Below are 18,786 nucleotides of genomic sequence, written 5' to 3'. Positions count from 1 at the left end.
CGCTTGCATGCACAGGGTCAAATCGGGCTGGCGCCGGGCCAGCATGTCTCTTGAAAAGCAGCAGGCGGCTTGCGCCGCCTGTGTTCAGTTTTTCTGCCGGCTCACCTTGAGCACGTTCGGCATCACCCGGATCTTGCGCATGATGTTGGCGAGGTGGATCCGGCTCTTGGTGGTGATGAGCAGGGTGACCAGATAGACCCGGCCATCCTTCTCTTCGGTGCTGATGGCGTGAATGTTGGCGCCGGTGGCGGCAATCACGTTGGCCAGCTCCGCCAGGGCGCCCTGGTGGTTGACGATCTCGATGCTGATGCCGGTACGGAACTCCTGTTCCTGCTCCTTGTCCACTTCCCACTGCACCGGCAGGTACTTGTCCGGCTCCTTGCTGTAGCCCTTGATGTTGCGGCAGGCTTCCTGATGGATCACCAGCCCCTTGCCCGGGCTGATGTGGGCGATGATGGCGTCACCCGGGATGGGGCGGCAGCAGTTGGCGAAGGTGACCAGCATGCCGTCGGCACCCTTGATCGGCATCTTCTTGCTGCTGGACTTGGGCTGCTCTTCCGGCGGCAGTTCATCCCCCAGCATGCGGCGCGCCACCATCACGCTCATGGCGTTGCCAAGGCCCACGTCGGCCAGCAGGCCCTGCAGGTTCTCGTGCTTGGTGTCGGCCAGCACCTGCTTGATGCGCGGCTCCGGGATGTCTTCGATGTTCTTGGCGCCGAGCGCATGGTTGAGCAGGCGGCGACCCAGCACCACCGACTCTTCGGTGCGCAGGTTCTTGAGGAACTGGCGGATCTTGGAGCGGGCCTTGGTGGTCACCACGAAGTTGAGCCAGGCCGCGTTCGGGCGGGCCCCCGGCGCAGTGATGATCTCCACCGTCTGGCCGGAGTGCAGCGGGCTGCTCAGCGGATAGGGGTGGCGGTCGACCCGCGAGCCGACGCAGGCGTGGCCGATGTCGGTGTGCACCGTGTAGGCGAAGTCCACCGGGGTGGCCCCGGCGGGCAGCTCCATGATGCGCCCTTCCGGCGTAAACACGTAGATCTCGTCGGGGAAGAGGTCGGTCTTGACCCCCTCGATAAATTCAAAGGAGCTGCCGGCGCTCTGCTGCAGCTCGAGCAGGCTCTGCATCCAGCGCTGGGCGCGGATCTGGGCCGTGGTGCCCGAGCTGTCGCCATCCTGTTTGTAGGCCCAGTGGGCGGCGACGCCCTTGTCGGCCATCTGATCCATGAATTCGGTGCGGATCTGCACCTCCACCGGCACCCCGTGCGGCCCCACCAAGGAGGTGTGCAGCGACTGGTAGCCGTTGGTCTTGGGGATGGCGATGTAATCCTTGAAGCGGCCGGGGCGGGGCTTGTAGAGGCTGTGCATCTGGCCCAGCACCCGGTAACAGGTATCTATGTCCTTCACCCTCACGCGAAAGGCGTAGATATCCATTACCTCATGAAATTGCAGCTCTTTTTTCTCCATCTTGTTGTAGATGGAGAACAGGTTCTTCTCGCGGCCGCTGACCTGGGATTCGATGCCAGCCTCCCGCAGCCGGCCTTCAATCTCGCTCTGGATGGAGTCGATGATCTCGCGGCGGTTGCCGCGGGCGCGCCGTACCGATTCGCGCAACACCCGCGAGCGCATGGGGTAGAGCGCCTCGAAGCCCAGTTCTTCCAGCTCGTTCTTCATGGTGTGAATACCGAGGCGGTTGGCGATGGGGGCGAAGATCTCGAGGGTTTCCCGGGCGATGCGGCGGCGTTTGTCCGGGCGCAGGGAGCCCAGGGTGCGCATGTTGTGGGTGCGGTCGGCCAGCTTGATCAGGATGACCCGGATATCCTGGGTCATGGCCATCACCATCTTGCGGAAGTTCTCTGCCTGGGCCTCCTTGCGATCGCGAAACTTCAGCTTGTCGAGCTTGGAGACGCCTGATACCAGCTCGGCAACGGCATCGCCAAACAGTTCGGCCAGGTCGGCCTTGGTGACAGGAGTATCTTCGATGACGTCGTGCAGCACGGCGGCCATCAGGGTTTCATGATCGAGGCGCATGTCGCCAAGAATGCGGGCAACGGCAACCGGGTGGGTGATGTAGGGCTCGCCGCTGGAACGCATCTGTCCCTGGTGAGCATCACGGGCCACCACATAGGCTTGCCTGAGCTTCTCCACCTGCTCGGGTGGCAGGTAGGAACTGGCTATTTCTTTAAGATTTTCAAATAAATACAAGACAGTCCCCGCAGCGGTGAAACGGCAATCCGTGGATATAGAGGGTATAGTCCTGAGTTTGCGAGGTTTTCGAGCGGTTGTAAATGGGGGAGAACAGTCGGCACCCGGGCGGGCGCCGACTATAGGAAACAGCTGACTTAACCGCGGCCTTCGGCGATGGCAGCAACGGCAGCCAGCTCGGCGGCTTCCTGCTCTTGCTGCTCGTAACGGTCCTGGGTGTCCATCACCTGGTTGTTCACCAGACCCAGTTCGATCTCACGCAGGGCGATCACGGTCGGCTTGTCGTTCTCTTCGTCAACCAGGGGATCTTTGCCTTGAACCGCGATTTGACGGGCGCGGCGTGCGGCGACCAGCACCAGGTCAAAACGGTTACCTACCTGTTTTACAGCATCTTCTACAGTAACGCGTGCCATGCAGGACTCCAGTGTTTGGGCTTTCTCGGTTTAAAAAAGCGGTGTTTAAAAATGACGCAAAAGTTTACTTGTTTTTGGCCTATTCTGCCAGTAGCTGTTGCAGCAAGTTTTGTTGGGCCTGCTGCTGCTGGCGCAATTCCAGCCGTTGGCACTCGATGATGGCCCTGAGCTGGAACAGCGCCTGCTCAAAGTCTTCGTTGATGATGACATAGTCATACTCGTCGTAGTGCACCATTTCGGCAATGGCTTTATCCATCCGGCCCTTGATTACCTCGGCACTGTCCTGGCCGCGGCCGATCAGGCGGCGCTCCAGCTCTTCGCGGCTGGGGGGCAGGATGAAGATGGACTTGGTCGGCATCTGCTCGCGGATCTGGCGGGCACCCTGCCAGTCGATGTCGAGGAAGACGTCGATGCCCTGCGCCAGGCAGGCTTCGATGGCGGCGCGGGAGGTGCCGTAGTAGTTGCCGAACACCTCTGCCCACTCCAGAAAGTCGCCACGCTCGATCAGAGCCTTGAACTCTTCCACCTTGACGAAGTGGTAGTGTACCCCGTGCTCTTCACCGGGACGGGTGGCGCGGGTGGTGTGGGAGACCGACAGCTGCATCTTGCCTGCGCTGTTGTGCTTGGTCAGCAAGGCATTGAGCAGGCTGGATTTACCCGCTCCGCTCGGGGAGGAGATGATATAGAGAGTGCCTTGTTGCGCCATGTCTGTACCTTTAATCTAAACCCGTGTTTTGGTTGTAGCAGAGGCCGCCGTCTTGTGCCCGAAAGGGAGACAGCCAAATCCGAAACGCGGAAAATTCTTGAAGAAGAGGGATGTAAAGGCGGCGAATTTTAACAGAAGGCGGCGGATAAAAAAACGGCCGGAATCATATTCCAGCCGATCAAAGTATTCGTAGCTTGCTGCGGGAGCGTAACCCACATCAGCCCTCATTCTGCCTGCCGTTGCGGGGGCGGGCCAGCAGATTATCCCTGCCGCTGGCTTCGGGATTTCCGAGTTGCGCGTATCATCAGCGCGGCAGTTGGCGCTCGGCGCAGAGCCGGTCGAAGGCGGCGATGACCCGTTCGCTGGTGATTTTGCCCATGGCGTCCGGATCCTTGAGGCGGGTGCGCCAGCCAAGCTCGGCCAGCGGCTTGCCGGTCTCCTGCTCAATCAGCTCCTGATAGACGCTGACCGCGTAGTCGCGGCACAGATAGGGGCCGGTACGATCCGGGTTGTGATGGGCATAGAGGCCGAGCACCGGCGTACCCACCAGGGTGGCCATGTGAGCCGGGCCGGTATCGGGAGCCAGCACCAGGCTGGCCTCCTTGATCAGTGCCAGCAGTTGCTTGAGGTTGGTCTGCCCCACCAGATCCACCGGCTTGCTGTGGCTTAAGCGCTGAATATTGGCGGCCAGATCCCGCTCCAGCTTGGCCGGCCCGCCACACAGATAGACCTGAAACCCCTTGCTGGCGGCGTGATCCGCCAGTGCGGCATAGCCGGCGGCAGTCCAGTTCTTGAAGGCCTTGCTGGCGGCGGCGCAGATGAGCAGGGTCGGCTTGCCGCCGATCTTCTCCTTCGCCCAGGCCTGGTGCTCGGCGCTGATGGGCAGTTGCCAGTCCGGGGTCAGATCCTGGATGCCGAGCTCTTTGGCGAAGGCGAGGAAACCGTCCAGCACGTGAGGCGAGGCGGGGGATGGCACCTTGTGGTTGGTGAACAACCACTGGCCGTCGCTGGCCCGCTCCCGATCAAACCCGAGTTTGACTTTAGCCTTGATGCCGAGGGTGGCGATGCTGGCCCGCATGGCCGCCTGCAGGTGCAGCAGGGCATCGAATTGGCGCCCCCTGAGGGCCTGCCAGAGCTCGCGATAGCCGCGCCAGCCCTTGCTCTTGTCGAAGGGGATGACCTCGACCCCGGGCAGATCGGCAAACAGGGTCGCCTCAATCTTGCCGGTGATCCAGGTGATGCGGGTCTGGGGCCAGGCTCGCTGGATGACGCGCACCAGCGCCAGCGCGTGGCAGCAGTCGCCGATGGCGGAGAGCCGCAGGATGCAGATAGAGGAGGGCGGCGTTTGGAACAGCGGCATGATGTGGCGCAACGATGGCAAAATGGATGGATGGCATTATGCAAACTCCCCTGTGGATTGTAAAATTGCGCACGACTGGCAGCCGGCCCCACCGGGCCCCTGTTGCCCTGGCCCTGAGCGCCAACCCGTAGCGATGACCGACCGGAATGACCAAGATGCAAATTCAGACCGAACACAACCAGATCTGCTGGTATGCCGAAGGGGCGTTTCGCGACCCTTCTCCCGAGCTGTTTGATCCGGCCTGGTGGCAGAACAACCGGCAGGTGGTGGGTACCTCCATCGGCCGCGGCGTGACCTGGTTCGTGAAGGACGAGTCGCGCCACCTGGTGCTGCGTCACTACTATCGCGGCGGCATGGTGGGCAAGGTGGTGCGGGATCGCTTCTGGTTCGAGGGGGTGGAGTCTAGCCGGGCCATGGCCGAATACAGCCTGCTGGCCAAGTTGAGCGCCCAGGGGTTGCCGGTGCCGCGCCCGTTTGCCGCCCGCATGGCCAAACAGGGCCCCTTCTATCGCGCCGACATCCTGATCGAGCGCATTCGCGGTGCCAAGGATCTGGTCGCCCTGCTCAAGCAGGGGCCGATCGCCGGCGAGGTGTGGCACAAGGTGGGCCAGACGGTGCGCCAGTTGCACGACGCCGGGGTCTATCACGCCGATCTCAACAGCCACAACCTGTTGCTCGACAAGGAGGGCAAGGTGTGGGTGATCGACTTCGACAAGGGGGCCATCCGCTCGCCCGGCAACTGGCAGCAGGCCAACCTGGAACGCTTGTTGCGCTCCTTCAACAAGGAGTCCCAGCTGCATACCAGTTTTCACTTCGTGCCGGAGAACTGGCAGGCCCTGATGAACGGCTATCAAGGAAAAGCGAGCTGACCCTGTTGCTCGGCGCGAGAGCCAATGTTACTTATTGAGAAGGTCTTCAGATTCGGTGTCGAGGCGCTCGATGGACATGCTCAAGGCTCCCCTCAGGGAGGCAATTACCCGGTTTGATCTGGCGCTGATGGCGGATGCCATCGCCTTGCTGGAGGCAGGGCTCTGGAGCTGGAGTCCGCAGCAGGGCGTGCAGCGGGATCTCTCCTGTCTGCGGCTGCTGGGATTGAACGAAGCCGGTCTGGATGATCTCGGCTGGCTGGAGCGGGTGCACCCCGACGATCTGGGGAGCCTGCAGGAGGCGCAGCTGGCCTGCCAGAGCGGGCGGGTGGCCCAGATCCGGCTCGAATACCGGATCCTGCATCACGATGGCCACTATGTCCGGTTGGAAGAGCGGGCCAGGCGCGATGTCTACGGCCAGGTGCTGGGGGTGGTGCGTCTGCTCGAACCGCAGGCGGTACAGGTGGAGGAGCGGCACGGTACCGATCCCCTCACCGGGCTGGAGAGCCGCAGCCGCTTCGAACAGCTGCTCGATGAGCGGCTGGCCAGCGCGAGCGGCAGCTTCAGCCTGCTGCAATTCACCGTCGATCACAGAGCCAAGATCCAGCAGCTGTTTGGCGAGGCAGCCTGCGACGCCATGCTGGCCAAGCTGGCCCGCATCGTGCGCCATGAACTGCGGCGGGAAGACCCCTTCGCCCGCTGGGACGAAGACGGATTCATCCTGATGCTCTCCCAGACCGACCGGCTGAGCGGCCTCGAGATTGCCGAGCGACTGCGGATGGAGATCGCCGATGCCAGCCTGCTGCCGCAACGGCCGGTGACCGTCAGCATCGGGCTGGTGCAGAGTCAGGCCGGCGAACAGATCGATCACCTGCTGGCCCGGCTGGCCACCTGTCACGGTCAGGCCAGACGGGAGCACAACACAGTCGTTGGCTGATTTTTAGTCAGTGCTCACTTACCCCATGACGCTGGCACACCCAGAGGGAGGCCAGCATCAGCAGGCCGCCCAGGCTGAGCCTGAGCAGGTCGGTATCCTTGCCCCACAGCACTAGGTTGACCAGAAGACCTGCCGGGATCAGGGCGTTGTTCATGATCGCCAGCACCCCGCTGCTGACCTGGGTCGCCCCCTTGTTCCACAGGAAGTAACCAAGGCCCGAGGCGCCGATCCCCAGCCACAGCAATATGCCCCACTGCAGGGCGCTGGTGGGGTATTGCGGCGTGCCGAGCAGCCACCAGGCGGGCAGGGCCACGGCCAGGGCGCCCAGATAGAAGCAGCCGAACACCGCCAGTTGCGGCGGTTGCTGTTCCTCCCGTGCCAGCAGTACCTTGTAGCCCACCTGACCCAGGGCGAAGCAGACGTTGGCACCCTGCACCACCAGGAAGCCCAGCACGTAGCTTTCGGTCAGCCCGTCGAAGCGGATGACGGCCGCCCCCAGCACCGCCAGCAGTGCTCCCCACAGATAGATCGGCTTGAAGCGCCGCTCCAGCAGATCGTGGATCAGGGTGACGTAGATGGGGGTGAAGATGGTGAACACCAGCACTTCCGGCACCGTCAGCAGCAGGAAGGAGTGGTAATAGAACAGATACATGATGCCGAGCTGGGTGGCACCGAGGGCCATCAGCTTGGCCACCAGGTCGGGCCGCAGCCAGCGGCGGCGCAGGAAGGGCAGGAACACCAGGCTGGCGAGCACGATGCGGGTCAGCACCGAGAAGTAGGCATCCACCTGGCCGGCGAGATAGACCCCGATCAGGCTGAAGGAGAATGACCAGAGCAGGGTAACCCCTATCAAGTAGTTCATGTGGTTGATTTGTCGTCAGTTGTCAATTTTGAAGGGGGCTATGATGGCCGAGAAGGAAGCCGTGATCCAGCGTTTATGGCGCCAGTTGCCACAGATCGGAGCATTTGCCTTTAGCGCGAGCAACGGGGCAGGATCCGCCACCGACTGGAGTGGCAGCGGCGAGGGGGAGGTGGTGGTGACCGATCACCATGGCGGCTGGTTGTTTGTCGAGACGGGTCGCTACACCACGCCCCATGGCCGGGTGCTGACCATGCACAACCGTTTCTGGTGGCAGCGCGGCGAGCAGGGGATCCGCCTCTCTCATCTGCGCTATGAACAGCCGGTGGTGCTGTTCGAGCTGTTGCCCCAGGCCGATGGTCGCTGGCTTACCGCCGAACCCCATCTGTGTGGCCAGGATCACTACAGCGCCGAGCTGACGCCGACCGAGGGCGGTTTTCTGCTCGGCTGGCAGATCACCGGGCCGCGCAAGAACGAGCGGCTCAGTTATCGCTATCTGGCGTGATGGGACGGCAAGGCCGCCAGGCGGGCATAAAAAAAACCGGCGCAGAGCGCCGGTAGAGGGGACAAATCGGAGGTTTTTTTAAAACGGTCCCAAAAACAGGAGAGATACACTCTCGTCACACATTCAGAAACAGAGGTCAGGCGCTCAACGCATAGCTCAGCATGGCTTGCAGCTTGCTGTCGAAGAACCAGGGCAGCAGCACCATCAACAGCCCGAGCAGACCCACCAGCCGCTGGCGATACTGCCAGCCGGCGATCACCACCAGGCCGCCGCAGAGCGTGGTCAGGATGCCTGACATAGGGCAGCCTCCCGCTGGACGCGGCGCTGCTGGGCCCACTGGTTGAGGGCGACCGAGCCCAGGATCAGGGCCAGTGCCACACCGGTGGTGGACTGGATCTGCTCGCCGAGGAACAGGGCACCCAGCATGACGCCGAACAGCGGCACCAGGTAGTTGCTGAAGGAGGCGAAGGTCGGGCCCGCCTTCTGGATCAGCGCCATGTAGAGGAAGTAGACCAGACCGGTACAGAACACCCCGAGCACCGCAACGGCGCCGATGGCCTGCTGGCTCGGCAGGGTGAGCGCGCTCAGATCGGTGACGAACGGTGCGGCCAGCAGCAGCTGGATGGCCGAGGAGATCAGGATGTTGCGTGCCACGACCACAGGGTGGTCCTTGGCGAAGCGCTTGATCATCAGCAGGCCGATGGCGAAGCAGCTGGCACCGAACAGGATGGCCATGGCGCCGAGCAGGCCGGCATTCATGCCGCTGGCCAGCTTCGGCCAGAACAGCACCAGTACGCCGACGAAGCCGATGATCACGGAGACGAGACCGCCCTTGGTGATTTTTTCACCGGAAACCAACAAGGGTGCCATCAGGATGGTGACAAACGGGATACAACCCATTACCACGGCGGCGATGGCGCTATCCACATACTGTTGACCCCAGGCCACCATGATGAAGGGCAGGGTGGCATCGAGCAGGGCGATCAGCATGTAGGTACGCCACGGGGTGTGCTCGCTCTTGAGACGCATGAACAGGCAGAGCAGACCCAGGGTCAGGCTGCCACACAAGGCGCGACCCGCTGCCACCATGATGGGGGGCAATTCGGTCACGGCCTGATGCATGAAAATGAACTGGGAGCCCCACAACAGGCCAATCGCCAGCAACAACAGATAGCTACGCATTTTAATCTCCGATGTAATTCGCCTGCGCATTCTATGCAATCTGCTACTATGCCAAAAATGAATTGTCGTCATTCAACCATGGCCAATATCGATGGAACTGCCCCTCTCCCGCCTCGACCTCAACCTGCTCACCGTATTCGACATGTTGATGCAGGAGCGCAACGTCACCCGTGCCGCCGAGCGGCTGCACCTCTCCCAGTCCACCGTCAGTCATGCGCTGGGGCGGCTGCGAACGGCGCTGGACGATCCCCTGTTCGTGATGAGCCGGCGCGAGATGATGCCGACCGAGCGCGCCAAGGCGCTGGCTGGCCCGGTGCGCCAGGCGCTGGCCATGCTGGAGCAGGGGTTGCGGCAGGCCAAGGGGTTCGATCCCGCCAGTGCGCGGCGGATCTTTCGTATCGCCACCCCGGGTTCGGTGGAACACGGCCTGGTGCCGGCGCTGGTGGAGCGGTTGCACCGGCATGCCCCTCACTGCCGGCTGGAGGTGTGCGAGCTGGCCAATAGCGACTACGAGCGGGAGCTGGAGAAGGGGGAGCTGGATCTGGTGATCGGTTTCGCCGATGCCAACCACCTCTCGCCCCGGCTGTGGCGCGAGCCCTGGTTCAACAACCCGCTGGTCTGTCTGTCGCCCCTTGGCAGCGAGCTGCCGGACGTGCTGGGGCCGGACGATCTGGTCAGCCGGCCCCACATCCACACCTCCAGCTGGGGCCATAGCCAGGCCATGGTGGATCTCTGGCTGGCCCGCTTCGGGGTGGAGCGTGAACTGGGTGTCCGGCTACCGAGCTTTATGGCGGTGCCGCCACTGATGGCCACCGGTCGCTATCTGGTGGTGGTGCCCGAGATGATCGGGCGCCACTTCTGCCGCTACTACCCGCTGCGGCTGCACCAGCTGGACCCCGACATCCCCATCGTCTATCTGATGGCGGGCCACCCGCTCACCGCCCATGACGAGGCGATCGGCTGGTTCAAGGGGCTGTTGCACCGGCTGGCGTTCGAGCGCTACGGCGCGGATGCGCTCGGCAGCCCGGCGCAGCGCGGGGCGGATCAGTTCAGTCTGGCGAAGTAGTCGAGCCCCATCGCCCCCTTCACCTCGGCCAGCACCTCGTCGGTCAGGGCGCGCGCCTGCTCGGTGCCCTGCTGCAACAGGCGCAGCAGCTGGCGCTTGTCGGCGATGGCCGCCTCGCGCCGTTCCCGCATCGGGGCGAGCAGGGTCTGCAGGCAGTCGTTGAGCACCTGCTTGCAGCGCATGTCCCCCAGCCCGCCGCGCTGATAATGGGCCTTCATCTCGGCCACCAGCGCCTTGTCGGGGTGGAAGGCATCCAGATAGGCGAACACCGTATTGCCCTCCACTTGACCCGGATCGCTCACCTTGAGGTGGTTGGGGTCGGTATACATGGCGAACACCGCCTGCTTGATCTCGTCGCTCGACATGCCGAGCTCTATGGTGTTGCCGAGGGACTTGGACATCTTGGCCTTGCCGTCGATGCCGGGCAGGCGGCCGGTGTCGCTCAGAATGGGCTGGCACTCGGTCAGCACCTCCTTGCCAACCAGAGAGTTGAAGCGGCGCACTATCTCGTTGGTCTGCTCCAACATGGGCAGCTGATCCTCGCCCACCGGCACATGGGTGGCGCGAAAGGCGGTGATGTCGGCGGCCTGGCTGACCGGATAGATCAGGAAGCCGGCCGGCAGGCTGCGCTCGAACCCTTTCTGCTGGATCTCCGCCTTGACGGTGGGGTTGCGCTCCAGCCGGGCGACGCTGACCAGGTTGAGGTAATAGGTCGTCAGCTCGGCGAGGGCGGGCAGGGCGCTCTGCAGGCAGAAGGTGGTTTTGGCCGGATCGAGGCCGGCGGCCAGGTAGTCGGCCATCACTTCCAGCACGTGATCGGTCACCTTGGCCGGGTTGTGGCCGTTGTCGGTCAGCGCCTGCAGATCGGCGATCATCACGAACTGGCGGTAATGGTGCTGGGCGGCCACGCGCTGGCGCAGCGAGCCGACGTAGTGGCCGATGTGCAGCTTGCCGGTGGGGCGGTCGCCGGTCAGGATAACGGGGTTGTGCATGTCACTCTCTCCAGTTGGGTGAGCCGGGAGGCGACAAAGGGATGAAAACAATGACCGCCTCTCGGCGGTCACAGTGTTTTCTTTGGGAAATTTTACATAGAAAAGCAGTGCCGCCTGTTTAAGAGCAGCACCACCAGTAGTTGTGATTAAATGAGGTCATATTCATGGCAAATCAAACTACGCTTGTTCGATCACTTCTGCAAGGGGACGACCAGCAGATCGCAGGGCACGGTATTCATCAGCTGGCGCGCGCTCGAAGTGAGCAGGCTCCAGAAGCTCTGGCGGTGGCCGCACACCAGCAGGTCGATCTGATAATCCCTGACCGCCTGGTTGACCCGCTCGCTCAAATCCCCGCAGATCACCAGCTTCTTCTCGATGGGGTAGTCCACCGACGCCAGGAAGGCTTCCAGCTTCTCTTTCGCCTCGGCGATCACCTGGTCCTGCACGTTGTCGATGTCGATATCGATCATCTCGGTGTAGAGATCCTTGAGGTCCACATCGACATGGATCACCGACAGCTTGGCGCCGTTGGAGCGGGCCCGGTCGACCGCCTTCTCGATCACCTTGCGGTTGTCTTCCGACAGGTCGATCGCGGCCAGTATGTGTTTGTAATAGGTTCCATTCATGGGAGTTCTCCTCACTGATCCTGAGTCCACTATACCAATGTCTGCTGAAACTAAAATGGTGTCCCCGGCACAGTTTTGGGATTTAAAAGAGTTTCCTATGGAGCTTGCTGTCGATGATGGGCAATAAACTGGCGATAAATCGAACAGGAGTTTGAAGCAGGTCACACCTGCCGGCTTGCCCGTAGCCGGTGACAGGCATAGGATGTGCCCGTGTTTCGCAATGAACACAAAACAACAAAAAGCATCTGAATACCGCTTTGGGGAGCCTCGCGCTCCCTTTTGTTTTTCTGCCCTCTTCCCGCCGATATTCCGCCCGACATCAAGGTAATCCTGCCCCGCTTGGTTATGCTGTAGCCAGTTCCCTTGGCAAACCGTGGCGCGCCGCTGCGTTCCACGGCCGTTCCTGCTGTCGTGTTCCTTTCCCGGAGACTCCTTGATGATCATTCATCCACAAATCCAGGGCTGCGTCGCCCGCAACTGTCACCCCATCGGCTGCCGCGCCGCCGTGCTGCAGCAGATCGCGCGGATCCGGGCGGCGGGCCCGTTCAACGGGCCGAAACGGGTGCTGGTGCTGGGCGCTTCGTCCGGCTTCGGGCTGGCGTCGCGCATCGCCCTGGCCTTCGGGGCCGGCGCCGACACCATTGGCGTGTCGTTCGAGCGCGGCCCCTCCGACAAGGGGCTGGGCAGCGCCGGCTGGTACAACAACATCTGGTTTCGCACGGAGGCGGAACAGGCTGGCCGCGTGGCCATCAACCTGATCGGTGACGCTTTCTCAGACCAGATGCGTCAGCAGGCCATCGACGTCATCCGCCAGCAGCTCGGACAGGTGGATCTGGTGATCTACTCGCTAGCGAGCGGCATCCGGGTACTGCCGGACGGCACCCAGGTGCGCTCCGTGCTCAAGACCACCGGCCTGCCATTCAGCGGCTGGGGGCTGGATCTGGAACAGGACACACTGGTGCAGCAGTCGCTGGATCCGGCCACCCCGGAGGAGATCCGCGACACCGTCAGCGTGATGGGGGGCGAGGATTGGCAGCTCTGGTTGCAGGCGCTGCAGCAGGCGGATTGCTTGGCGCCCGGCGCCCAGACGGTGGCTTACTCCTATATCGGCCCCGAATCGACCTATCCCCTCTATCGGGACGGCACCATCGGCTATGCCAAGGAGCACCTGCACGCCACCGCCGAGACCATCAACCTGCAACTGGCGGAGATTGGCGGCCACGCCTGGGTGTCGGTCTGCAAGGCGCTGGTCACCAAGGCGAGCGCCTATATTCCGGTGCTGCCTGTCTATCTGGGTTTGCTGATGGGAGTGATGAAGGAGCGCGGGGTACACGAAGGCTGCATCGAGCAGATGCAGCGGCTGTTCGCCAGCAAGATGTACGGCCCGCAAGGGGTGGTGGCTGACGGCAACCGGCTGATCCGCATGGATGACCACGAGCTCGACCCGGCCGTGCAGGCCGCCGTCTCGGCGCTCTGGTCCAAGGTGACGCCGGACAACTTCCACGCGCTGGGGGATTTTGCCGGGCTGCGGCAGGACTTCATGCAGCTCAACGGCTTCGAGCTGGCGGGGGTGGACTATGGCGAGCCGGTGGATGTCGCCTCCCTCACCGAGCTGCAGCCCTGAGTCAGGGGAGGCTGCGGCTCAGGCCACGCTGCTGGCCAGTGCCTCCGGTTCTTCGGGGCTGCCAGGCTCCGCGGCCTGTATGGTCTGATTGCGGCCTTGGCGCTTGGCCTGATACATGGCCATGTCGGCCCGGTGGATGAGCTGGCCCAGCCCGTCATCGGCGGCCGAGCGGCCAGCCACCCCGATGCTGATGGTCATGCGCGGCTGTTCGATCTGGCCGATGCGTTGGCGCAGTTGCTCTGCCAGATACCAGCAATCCGCCGCCGGCAGCGGCACAGCTACCAGAAACTCCTCGCCACCCCAGCGCCCCACCAGCTGCAGGTCGGGTGCCCAGGATCTCAGCTCCCGCGCCAGCCGCTGAATAGCCCTGTCCCCCGCCTGATGGCCGTGACGGTCGTTGATCTGCTTGAAGTGATCGATGTCGATGATGATCAGGGTGAGCGGCCCCTCCTGCTGCCAGCGGCTGGCCAGCCGCTCCAGCAGGGCACGGCGATTGGGCAACTCGGTCAGCTGATCGAAGGTGGCCAGCTTGTAGAGGTGGCGTGAGCTGCGGTGCAGCCGATGGGTGGTGAGCCCGAGCAGCAGCAGGGCTCCGGCCAGCAGGCCGACCAGCATCAGCTGGTAGTGGCGGGCACTCTGCTGATGCAGCAGCTGCTGGCGCTTGTTCTCGTTCTCCTGCAGCAGCACCCGGTTGCTGGCCTCGCTGCGGGCCAGATCCATCTCGGCCTGGAAGGCGGCGGCATGCTGGCTCAGGGTCTGGTTGAAGTGCTGCTTGTAGTCGCTCACGTATTCGCTGAGTGCCTGGTAGGCCTCCGGGTAGCGCCCCTGGTCCGCCAGCAGACTGGCCTGCAGCGCCTTGCTGGCGGCCCCCGTACTCCCCTGGCTGGTCAGCACCTGCAGCGCCAGCTGTTTCTCGCCGCTACCCTGCAGCGCTCGGGCCCGGGTCTCCTGCAGGCGCATGCCGGCTTCCGGGTAGCCCAGCTGCCGATACAACGCCTGTGCCTCGTCCAGGGTACGCAGGGCGCCGGCCCAGTCGTGCTGGGCGTTGAGCGCCATGGCCTGATAGCCGAGGATGATGGCACGGTAATCCGGCGCCAGCGCCGGGTTGCTGAGCAGGTTGTCCAGCAGCCGCCTGGCCTGGGCGGGGCGATCGGTATCGATATAGAGCCGCGCCATGTTGGCGCGGATGATGATCTGGCTGTTGGGCTCGCCCAGCTGCACCATGCGTTGCAGCGCCTCCAGATAGTAGCCTTCGGCTTCCCGCGCCAGGTTCAGATCGGCATAGAGGTTGCCGAGGGTCATCAGCAGGCGGGCACACTGCAGGCTGGCGATGGGGGAGTCCGGTACCGATTGTTTGAGGCGAAAGGCGGTCTTGAGTTCGGCGATGGCCGGGCTCAGTTGCTGGGTGCGGTAGAGAGCGAGCCCGTTCAGGGCGTGCCACTCCGAGATCTGTTGAGGATGGCCGGCAACGGCGGGTCTGAGCTGCTCCAGCAGGGTGAGCGCCTGATCCGGCGCCTCGGTGTCCAGGGTGAGGGCGATCTGCTGCAAGCGAAAGTCGAGCAGGCGCAGGGTCTCCTGCTGGGCGCTGGCCAGCCCGCGGGCCCGGGCGTTGTCGAGCAGGGCTTGTGGATAGCGCCCCAGCGCGGCCTGGGCCAGGGACCTGGCGTAGAACAGTTCCATATCCTGCTGGTGACTGGCGTCGAGGCGCTGCAGATAGCCGACGGGATCGCGCGCCGCCTGTAATTCAGCCTCTTTCAGCAAGGAGGGAGCTGCCTGCAACTGGGTCATCCAGAGCAGTGCCAGTGCCATTATGAATCTCATTGAATCCTTTCCCCGACCACTGGCGCCATCATAATGGCTGAATCCGCTTACACCATGTTTCTTTGCTTCTCTATAACCGTATGGGGGATAGGATGAGGCGAAAAGCTGTCACAACTGGGATCTTCGGCCGCGCTATCTGGTTGCGTCGGGCAGCAACTGTGGCGACAATCGTGACCAAATCACAGTGGAGAATCATCATGTTGGCCAAAGCCATGATCGAGAAGTTGAACGAGCAGATTAATCTTGAATTCTATTCCTCCAACCTCTACCTGCAGATGAGCGCCTGGTGCGAGGACAAGGGCTTCGAGGGGGCGGCCACCTTCCTGCGCCAGCACGCCGTTGAGGAGCGTCAGCACATGGAGCGCCTGTTCACCTACGTGAGCGAGACCGGTGCCATGCCACTGCTGGGTGCCATCGATGCCCCTCCCCACGAGTTCAAGTCGCTGGGCGACATCTTCCGCACCACCCTCGAGCATGAATACCACATCACCAAGTGCATCAACGGCCTGGCTCACGTGGCGTTCACCACCCAGGACTACTCCACCTTCAACTTCCTGCAGTGGTACGTGGCCGAGCAGCATGAAGAGGAGAAGCTGTTCAAGAGCATCGTCGATCGTCTGAGCCTGGTGGGTGAAGACGGCAAAGGCCTCTACTTCATCGACAAGGAGCTGGCCGAGCTGGCCAAGGGCGCCCCGGCCAGCATCATGGATGGCAACGCCTGATAGTCGTGGACACTTAGTGTTCAGCCAGTACAATGACGGCCCCTCTTAACTGGGGCCGTTTTCTGTTGCAAATCTCCTGCAACCGCTGGGCTGGTGTCTGCCGGGTACAATGACGGTCTCTCGTTTGAACAGGGGCCGTTTTTCTTTGGATGAGTGAGTGATGATGAAGCAGTTTGATGTGGTGGTGATCGGCGCCGGGGCGGCCGGTTTGATGTGTGCGGCCCAGGCCGGTTATCGGGGCCGCTCCGTGCTGGTGCTCGACAATGCCAAGAAGCCGGGCCGCAAGATCCTCATCAGTGGCGGCGGCCGCTGCAACTTCACCAACCATCAGGCCGGCCCCCACGCCTTTCTCTCGGCCAACCCCCACTTCTGCAAGTCGGCGCTGGCGCGCTACACCCAGCAGGATTTCATCGAGCTGGTGGACCGGCACGGCCTGAACTATCACGAGAAGACCCTGGGCCAGCTCTTTTGTGACGAGAGTGCCAAGGAGATCGTCGACATCCTGCTGACCGAGTGCGACTGGGCCGGCGTGGCCCTGCAGTTCCAGACCGAGATCCTCACCGTCAGCAAGAACGACGAGGTTTTCGTGCTGACCACCAGTCAGGGTGAGATAACCTGCCACTCGCTGGTGGTGGCCACCGGCGGCCTCTCCATGCCGAAGCTCGGTGCCACCCCCTACGGCTTCAAGCTGGCGGAGCAGTTCGGCCTCAAGGTGCTGCCGACCCGTGCCGGGCTGGTGCCCTTCACCCTGCATCAGGCAGATAAAGAGGCCTTCGCCGATCTGGCCGGGGTCAGCCTGCCGGTGGCGGTGACCGCCGAGGATGGCACCTGTTTCAAGGAGGCCATGTTGTTCACCCATCGCGGCCTCTCCGGCCCGGCCATCCTGCAGATCTCCTCCTTCTGGCTGGCGGGGGAGAAGATCCACATCAACCTGCTGCCGGAGCTCGACATCGCCGCCACCCTCAGGGAGTGGGCCCAGGCCCATCCGGCGCAGGAGCTGAAAACCGTGCTGGGGCGCGAGCTGCCCAAGCGCTTCGTCGACAAGCTGGTGGAGTTGGGCCAGCTGGTCAGCAAGCCGATGCGCCAGTACAACGAGCGGGAGCTGGAGGCGGTGGCCACCCTGCTGGGGGATTGGCAGATCCTGCCCAACGGCACCGAGGGCTATCGCACCGCCGAGGTGACCCTGGGGGGGGTGGATACCAACGAACTCTCCTCCAAGACCATGGAGGCGCGCAAGGTGGCCGGCCTCTACTTCATCGGCGAGGTGGTGGACGTGACCGGCTGGCTCGGTGGCTACAACTTCCAGTGGGCCTGGTCCTCCGGCTGGGTGGCTGGCCAGTACTGCTGATAGAGGCTGCTGCTGTATCGTCGATGAGCGCGATAGCGGCCTTTGTGATGGCAACTTTCAGTGGGACTGTAGCCCCGGCGGCTGGGTAGCCGGGCAGTACTGCTGACCAACCCTTGCTCTCATCCACGTCAAACGCGGCCTCTCAGGCCGCGTTTTTTATGGGTTGCATTCCTCGCGGGGTGGCCCGCTATCCCTTTCTAAGGGTTGGCAAGAACACGGTCAGCAGGCCGATGAGCGGCAGGTAGGCGCAGACCCGGTACACGGTTTCGATGCTGGTGGCATCCGCCAGTTGGCCGAGCAGAGCCGCCCCTATGCCCCCCATGCCGAAGGCGATACCGAAGAACAGGCCGGAGATGGTGCCGACCTTGCCGGGGACCAGCTCCTGGGCGTAGACCAGGATGGCAGAGAAGGCCGAGGCCAGGATCAGGCCGATGATGACCGAGAGCACCGAGGTCCAGAACAGGTCGACATGGGGCAGTAGCAGGGTGAAGGGGGCGACGCCGAGGATGGAGATCCAGATCACCCGCTTGCGACCGATGCGGTCACCGATCGGCCCGCCGAGCACGGTACCTGCCGCGACGGCAAACAGGAAGGCGAACAGATAGAGCTGGGCGCTGTCCAGCGACAGGCTGAACTTGTCCATCAGGTAGAAGGTGTAATAGCTGCTGAGACTGGCCATGTAGAAGAATTTGGAGAACATCAGCAGGCCGAGGATGGTCAGCGACCAGCCGATCTGGCGGCGGCTCAGACCGTGACCGAGGTGCGCCTTCATCCGTTTGTGGAAGTTGGCGGCGTGGTGGCTGGACCAGCGTCCGACCAGGCTGAGCACGATGACGCCGACCAGGGCGAACAGCGAGAACCAGGCCGCGCTGCCCTGGCCCCGTGGCACTATGATCAGCGCGGCGAGCAGCGGGCCTATGGCCGATCCCAGGTTGCCGCCGATCTGGAACAGCGACTGGGCCAGCCCGGGCTGACTGCCGGCCGCCATGCGAGCGACCCGGGACGATTCCGGGTGGAACACCGACGAACCGATACCGATCAGCATGGCCGACAGCAGCACGGCACCGAAGCTGGCTGCCTGCGACAACGACAGCAAGCCGATCATCGTAAAGCCCATGCCGAACGGCAATGAATAGGGCATGGGCCGACGGTCGGTGTAGAGGCCGATGAGCGGCTGCAACAGCGAACCTGTGAACTGGTAGGTGAGGGTGATGAGGCCGATCTGGGCGAACGACAGGTTGAGGCCGAGCTTGAGCAGCGGATAGATGGCCAGCAGCACCGACTGCATCATGTCGTTCAACAGATGCGAGAAGCTGATGGCGGCGATCACCGGATAGCTGGTGCGATTCAAGGCATCGTGCGCGGCAGCGGCGGCGAGTGGTTGATCGGTACTGAGGCTCTTTTCCATGAGGGCGGGTTCTGTGAATCTGGATATGGCTTAACATGCCTGATCCCGATGCATCTGGACACCACAAAGTGGTGAGTGCGGGGATGTGCAGTCCAGATATGACGGATCATTGCTCGGTGCTTGTGCTCGGCGGGCGGAGGATTAGTATA

The 18,786-nt window shown here is 62.9% G+C and carries 18 protein-coding genes; 7 read left to right on the top strand and 11 right to left on the bottom strand.

The window, feature by feature from the left end; all coding sequences use genetic code 11:
* Positions 1 to 84: 84 nt before the first annotated feature.
* The 4 genes from spoT to ACB031_RS19585 form a co-directional block, all read right to left on the bottom strand.
* Positions 85 to 2,202 (bottom strand): bifunctional GTP diphosphokinase/guanosine-3',5'-bis pyrophosphate 3'-pyrophosphohydrolase, encoded by a 2,118-nt coding sequence (gene spoT / locus ACB031_RS19600; RefSeq protein ID WP_005307064.1) that lies wholly within the window; start codon positions 2,200 to 2,202, stop codon positions 85 to 87.
* Positions 2,203 to 2,339: 137 nt separating this feature from the next.
* The gene (gene rpoZ / locus ACB031_RS19595; protein WP_005307060.1) at positions 2,340 to 2,615 is read right to left on the bottom strand and encodes a DNA-directed RNA polymerase subunit omega; all 276 of its coding nucleotides are present in this window, start codon (positions 2,613 to 2,615) and stop codon (positions 2,340 to 2,342) included.
* A gap of 79 nt (positions 2,616 to 2,694) precedes the next feature.
* Positions 2,695 to 3,321 carry a guanylate kinase gene (gmk, locus tag ACB031_RS19590; protein WP_010635638.1) on the bottom strand — a complete coding sequence of 209 codons (627 nt, stop codon included), beginning with the start codon at positions 3,319 to 3,321 and terminating at the stop codon, positions 2,695 to 2,697.
* A gap of 304 nt (positions 3,322 to 3,625) precedes the next feature.
* Positions 3,626 to 4,681 (bottom strand): glycosyltransferase family 9 protein, encoded by a 1,056-nt coding sequence (locus ACB031_RS19585; RefSeq protein ID WP_371140098.1) that lies wholly within the window; start codon positions 4,679 to 4,681, stop codon positions 3,626 to 3,628.
* A 155-nt stretch (positions 4,682 to 4,836) separates the two neighbouring features.
* Between ACB031_RS19585 and ACB031_RS19580 the strand changes: the two genes are divergently transcribed.
* Entirely contained in the window at positions 4,837 to 5,550 is a 714-nt protein-coding gene (locus tag ACB031_RS19580) for a 3-deoxy-D-manno-octulosonic acid kinase (protein ID WP_026141425.1), read from the top strand.
* Between the two features lie 70 nt (positions 5,551 to 5,620).
* On the top strand, positions 5,621 to 6,484 hold the full coding sequence (locus tag ACB031_RS19575; protein ID WP_371140097.1) for a GGDEF domain-containing protein: 864 nt from the start codon (positions 5,621 to 5,623) through the stop codon (positions 6,482 to 6,484).
* Between the two features lie 7 nt (positions 6,485 to 6,491).
* Here ACB031_RS19575 and ACB031_RS19570 read toward each other — a convergent pair whose 3' ends face one another.
* Positions 6,492 to 7,346, bottom strand: a complete 855-nt coding sequence (locus tag ACB031_RS19570; protein WP_371140096.1) for a DMT family transporter — start codon at positions 7,344 to 7,346, stop codon at positions 6,492 to 6,494.
* A 43-nt stretch (positions 7,347 to 7,389) separates the two neighbouring features.
* Here ACB031_RS19570 and ACB031_RS19565 point away from each other — a divergent pair, with 43 nt between their 5' ends.
* Positions 7,390 to 7,848: a DUF6314 family protein gene (locus tag ACB031_RS19565; protein ID WP_371140095.1), complete on the top strand. Its 459-nt coding sequence runs from the start codon at positions 7,390 to 7,392 to the stop codon at positions 7,846 to 7,848.
* A 136-nt stretch (positions 7,849 to 7,984) separates the two neighbouring features.
* On the opposite strand, the gene ACB031_RS19560 is transcribed toward ACB031_RS19565, so the two are convergent.
* Both ACB031_RS19560 and ACB031_RS19555 read right to left on the bottom strand, forming a co-directional pair.
* The gene (locus ACB031_RS19560) at positions 7,985 to 8,146 is read right to left on the bottom strand and encodes a hypothetical protein (RefSeq protein WP_005307030.1); all 162 of its coding nucleotides are present in this window, start codon (positions 8,144 to 8,146) and stop codon (positions 7,985 to 7,987) included.
* Positions 8,131 to 9,030 carry a DMT family transporter gene (locus tag ACB031_RS19555; RefSeq protein ID WP_010635645.1) on the bottom strand — a complete coding sequence of 300 codons (900 nt, stop codon included), beginning with the start codon at positions 9,028 to 9,030 and terminating at the stop codon, positions 8,131 to 8,133. Before ACB031_RS19555 ends, ACB031_RS19560 begins: the two co-directional genes overlap by 16 nt.
* Before the next feature lie 91 nt (positions 9,031 to 9,121).
* On the opposite strand from ACB031_RS19555, the gene ACB031_RS19550 reads away from it, so the two are divergent.
* Positions 9,122 to 10,096 carry a LysR substrate-binding domain-containing protein gene (locus tag ACB031_RS19550; protein WP_371140094.1) on the top strand — a complete coding sequence of 325 codons (975 nt, stop codon included), beginning with the start codon at positions 9,122 to 9,124 and terminating at the stop codon, positions 10,094 to 10,096.
* On the opposite strand, the gene trpS is transcribed toward ACB031_RS19550, so the two are convergent.
* Both trpS and ACB031_RS19540 read right to left on the bottom strand, forming a co-directional pair.
* Positions 10,075 to 11,088, bottom strand: coding sequence for a tryptophan--tRNA ligase (trpS, locus tag ACB031_RS19545; RefSeq protein WP_371140093.1), 1,014 nt, complete (start codon positions 11,086 to 11,088; stop codon positions 10,075 to 10,077). The genes ACB031_RS19550 and trpS overlap by 22 nt on opposite strands.
* A gap of 191 nt (positions 11,089 to 11,279) precedes the next feature.
* Complete coding sequence (locus ACB031_RS19540; protein ID WP_010635648.1) at positions 11,280 to 11,714, bottom strand: universal stress protein; 435 nt, start codon at positions 11,712 to 11,714, stop codon at positions 11,280 to 11,282.
* A 436-nt stretch (positions 11,715 to 12,150) separates the two neighbouring features.
* Here ACB031_RS19540 and fabV point away from each other — a divergent pair, with 436 nt between their 5' ends.
* Complete coding sequence (gene fabV / locus ACB031_RS19535) at positions 12,151 to 13,338, top strand: enoyl-ACP reductase FabV (RefSeq protein WP_371140092.1); 1,188 nt, start codon at positions 12,151 to 12,153, stop codon at positions 13,336 to 13,338.
* Positions 13,339 to 13,356: 18 nt separating this feature from the next.
* Here fabV and ACB031_RS19530 read toward each other — a convergent pair whose 3' ends face one another.
* Positions 13,357 to 15,147, bottom strand: a complete 1,791-nt coding sequence (locus tag ACB031_RS19530) for a diguanylate cyclase domain-containing protein (RefSeq protein ID WP_371140091.1) — start codon at positions 15,145 to 15,147, stop codon at positions 13,357 to 13,359.
* Between the two features lie 209 nt (positions 15,148 to 15,356).
* Here ACB031_RS19530 and ftnA point away from each other — a divergent pair, with 209 nt between their 5' ends.
* Both ftnA and ACB031_RS19520 read left to right on the top strand, forming a co-directional pair.
* Complete coding sequence (ftnA, locus tag ACB031_RS19525) at positions 15,357 to 15,881, top strand: non-heme ferritin (RefSeq protein WP_005307011.1); 525 nt, start codon at positions 15,357 to 15,359, stop codon at positions 15,879 to 15,881.
* Positions 15,882 to 16,044: 163 nt separating this feature from the next.
* Positions 16,045 to 17,229 (top strand): NAD(P)/FAD-dependent oxidoreductase, encoded by a 1,185-nt coding sequence (locus ACB031_RS19520; protein ID WP_025202473.1) that lies wholly within the window; start codon positions 16,045 to 16,047, stop codon positions 17,227 to 17,229.
* Positions 17,230 to 17,416: 187 nt separating this feature from the next.
* Here the strand turns inward: ACB031_RS19520 and ACB031_RS19515 are convergent, their stop codons facing one another.
* Positions 17,417 to 18,637: an MFS transporter gene (locus ACB031_RS19515; protein WP_017780352.1), complete on the bottom strand. Its 1,221-nt coding sequence runs from the start codon at positions 18,635 to 18,637 to the stop codon at positions 17,417 to 17,419.
* Positions 18,638 to 18,786 lie beyond the last annotated feature (149 nt).

This window comes from Aeromonas sp. S8(2024) (genome assembly GCF_041403085.1).
GTDB lineage: Bacteria > Pseudomonadota > Gammaproteobacteria > Enterobacterales > Aeromonadaceae > Aeromonas > Aeromonas dhakensis.
The sequence above is the reverse complement of the archived record's forward strand: the minus strand, read 5'-3'. Positions and strand labels throughout refer to the sequence as shown.

Coding starts and splice junctions, on each gene's coding strand:
- rpoZ (WP_005307060.1), bottom strand. CDS start 2,615: ATGGCACGCGTTACTGTAGAAGATGCTGTAAAACAGGTAGGTAACCGT.
- gmk (WP_010635638.1), bottom strand. CDS start 3,321: ATGGCGCAACAAGGCACTCTCTATATCATCTCCTCCCCGAGCGGAGCG.
- ACB031_RS19585 (WP_371140098.1), bottom strand. CDS start 4,681: ATGCCGCTGTTCCAAACGCCGCCCTCCTCTATCTGCATCCTGCGGCTC.
- ACB031_RS19580 (WP_026141425.1), top strand. CDS start 4,837: ATGCAAATTCAGACCGAACACAACCAGATCTGCTGGTATGCCGAAGGG.
- ACB031_RS19575 (WP_371140097.1), top strand. CDS start 5,621: ATGGACATGCTCAAGGCTCCCCTCAGGGAGGCAATTACCCGGTTTGAT.
- ACB031_RS19570 (WP_371140096.1), bottom strand. CDS start 7,346: ATGAACTACTTGATAGGGGTTACCCTGCTCTGGTCATTCTCCTTCAGC.
- ACB031_RS19565 (WP_371140095.1), top strand. CDS start 7,390: ATGGCCGAGAAGGAAGCCGTGATCCAGCGTTTATGGCGCCAGTTGCCA.
- ACB031_RS19560 (WP_005307030.1), bottom strand. CDS start 8,146: ATGTCAGGCATCCTGACCACGCTCTGCGGCGGCCTGGTGGTGATCGCC.
- ACB031_RS19555 (WP_010635645.1), bottom strand. CDS start 9,030: ATGCGTAGCTATCTGTTGTTGCTGGCGATTGGCCTGTTGTGGGGCTCC.
- ACB031_RS19550 (WP_371140094.1), top strand. CDS start 9,122: ATGGAACTGCCCCTCTCCCGCCTCGACCTCAACCTGCTCACCGTATTC.
- trpS (WP_371140093.1), bottom strand. CDS start 11,088: ATGCACAACCCCGTTATCCTGACCGGCGACCGCCCCACCGGCAAGCTG.
- ACB031_RS19540 (WP_010635648.1), bottom strand. CDS start 11,714: ATGAATGGAACCTATTACAAACACATACTGGCCGCGATCGACCTGTCG.
- fabV (WP_371140092.1), top strand. CDS start 12,151: ATGATCATTCATCCACAAATCCAGGGCTGCGTCGCCCGCAACTGTCAC.
- ACB031_RS19530 (WP_371140091.1), bottom strand. CDS start 15,147: ATGGCACTGGCACTGCTCTGGATGACCCAGTTGCAGGCAGCTCCCTCC.
- ftnA (WP_005307011.1), top strand. CDS start 15,357: ATGTTGGCCAAAGCCATGATCGAGAAGTTGAACGAGCAGATTAATCTT.
- ACB031_RS19520 (WP_025202473.1), top strand. CDS start 16,045: ATGAAGCAGTTTGATGTGGTGGTGATCGGCGCCGGGGCGGCCGGTTTG.
- ACB031_RS19515 (WP_017780352.1), bottom strand. CDS start 18,637: ATGGAAAAGAGCCTCAGTACCGATCAACCACTCGCCGCCGCTGCCGCG.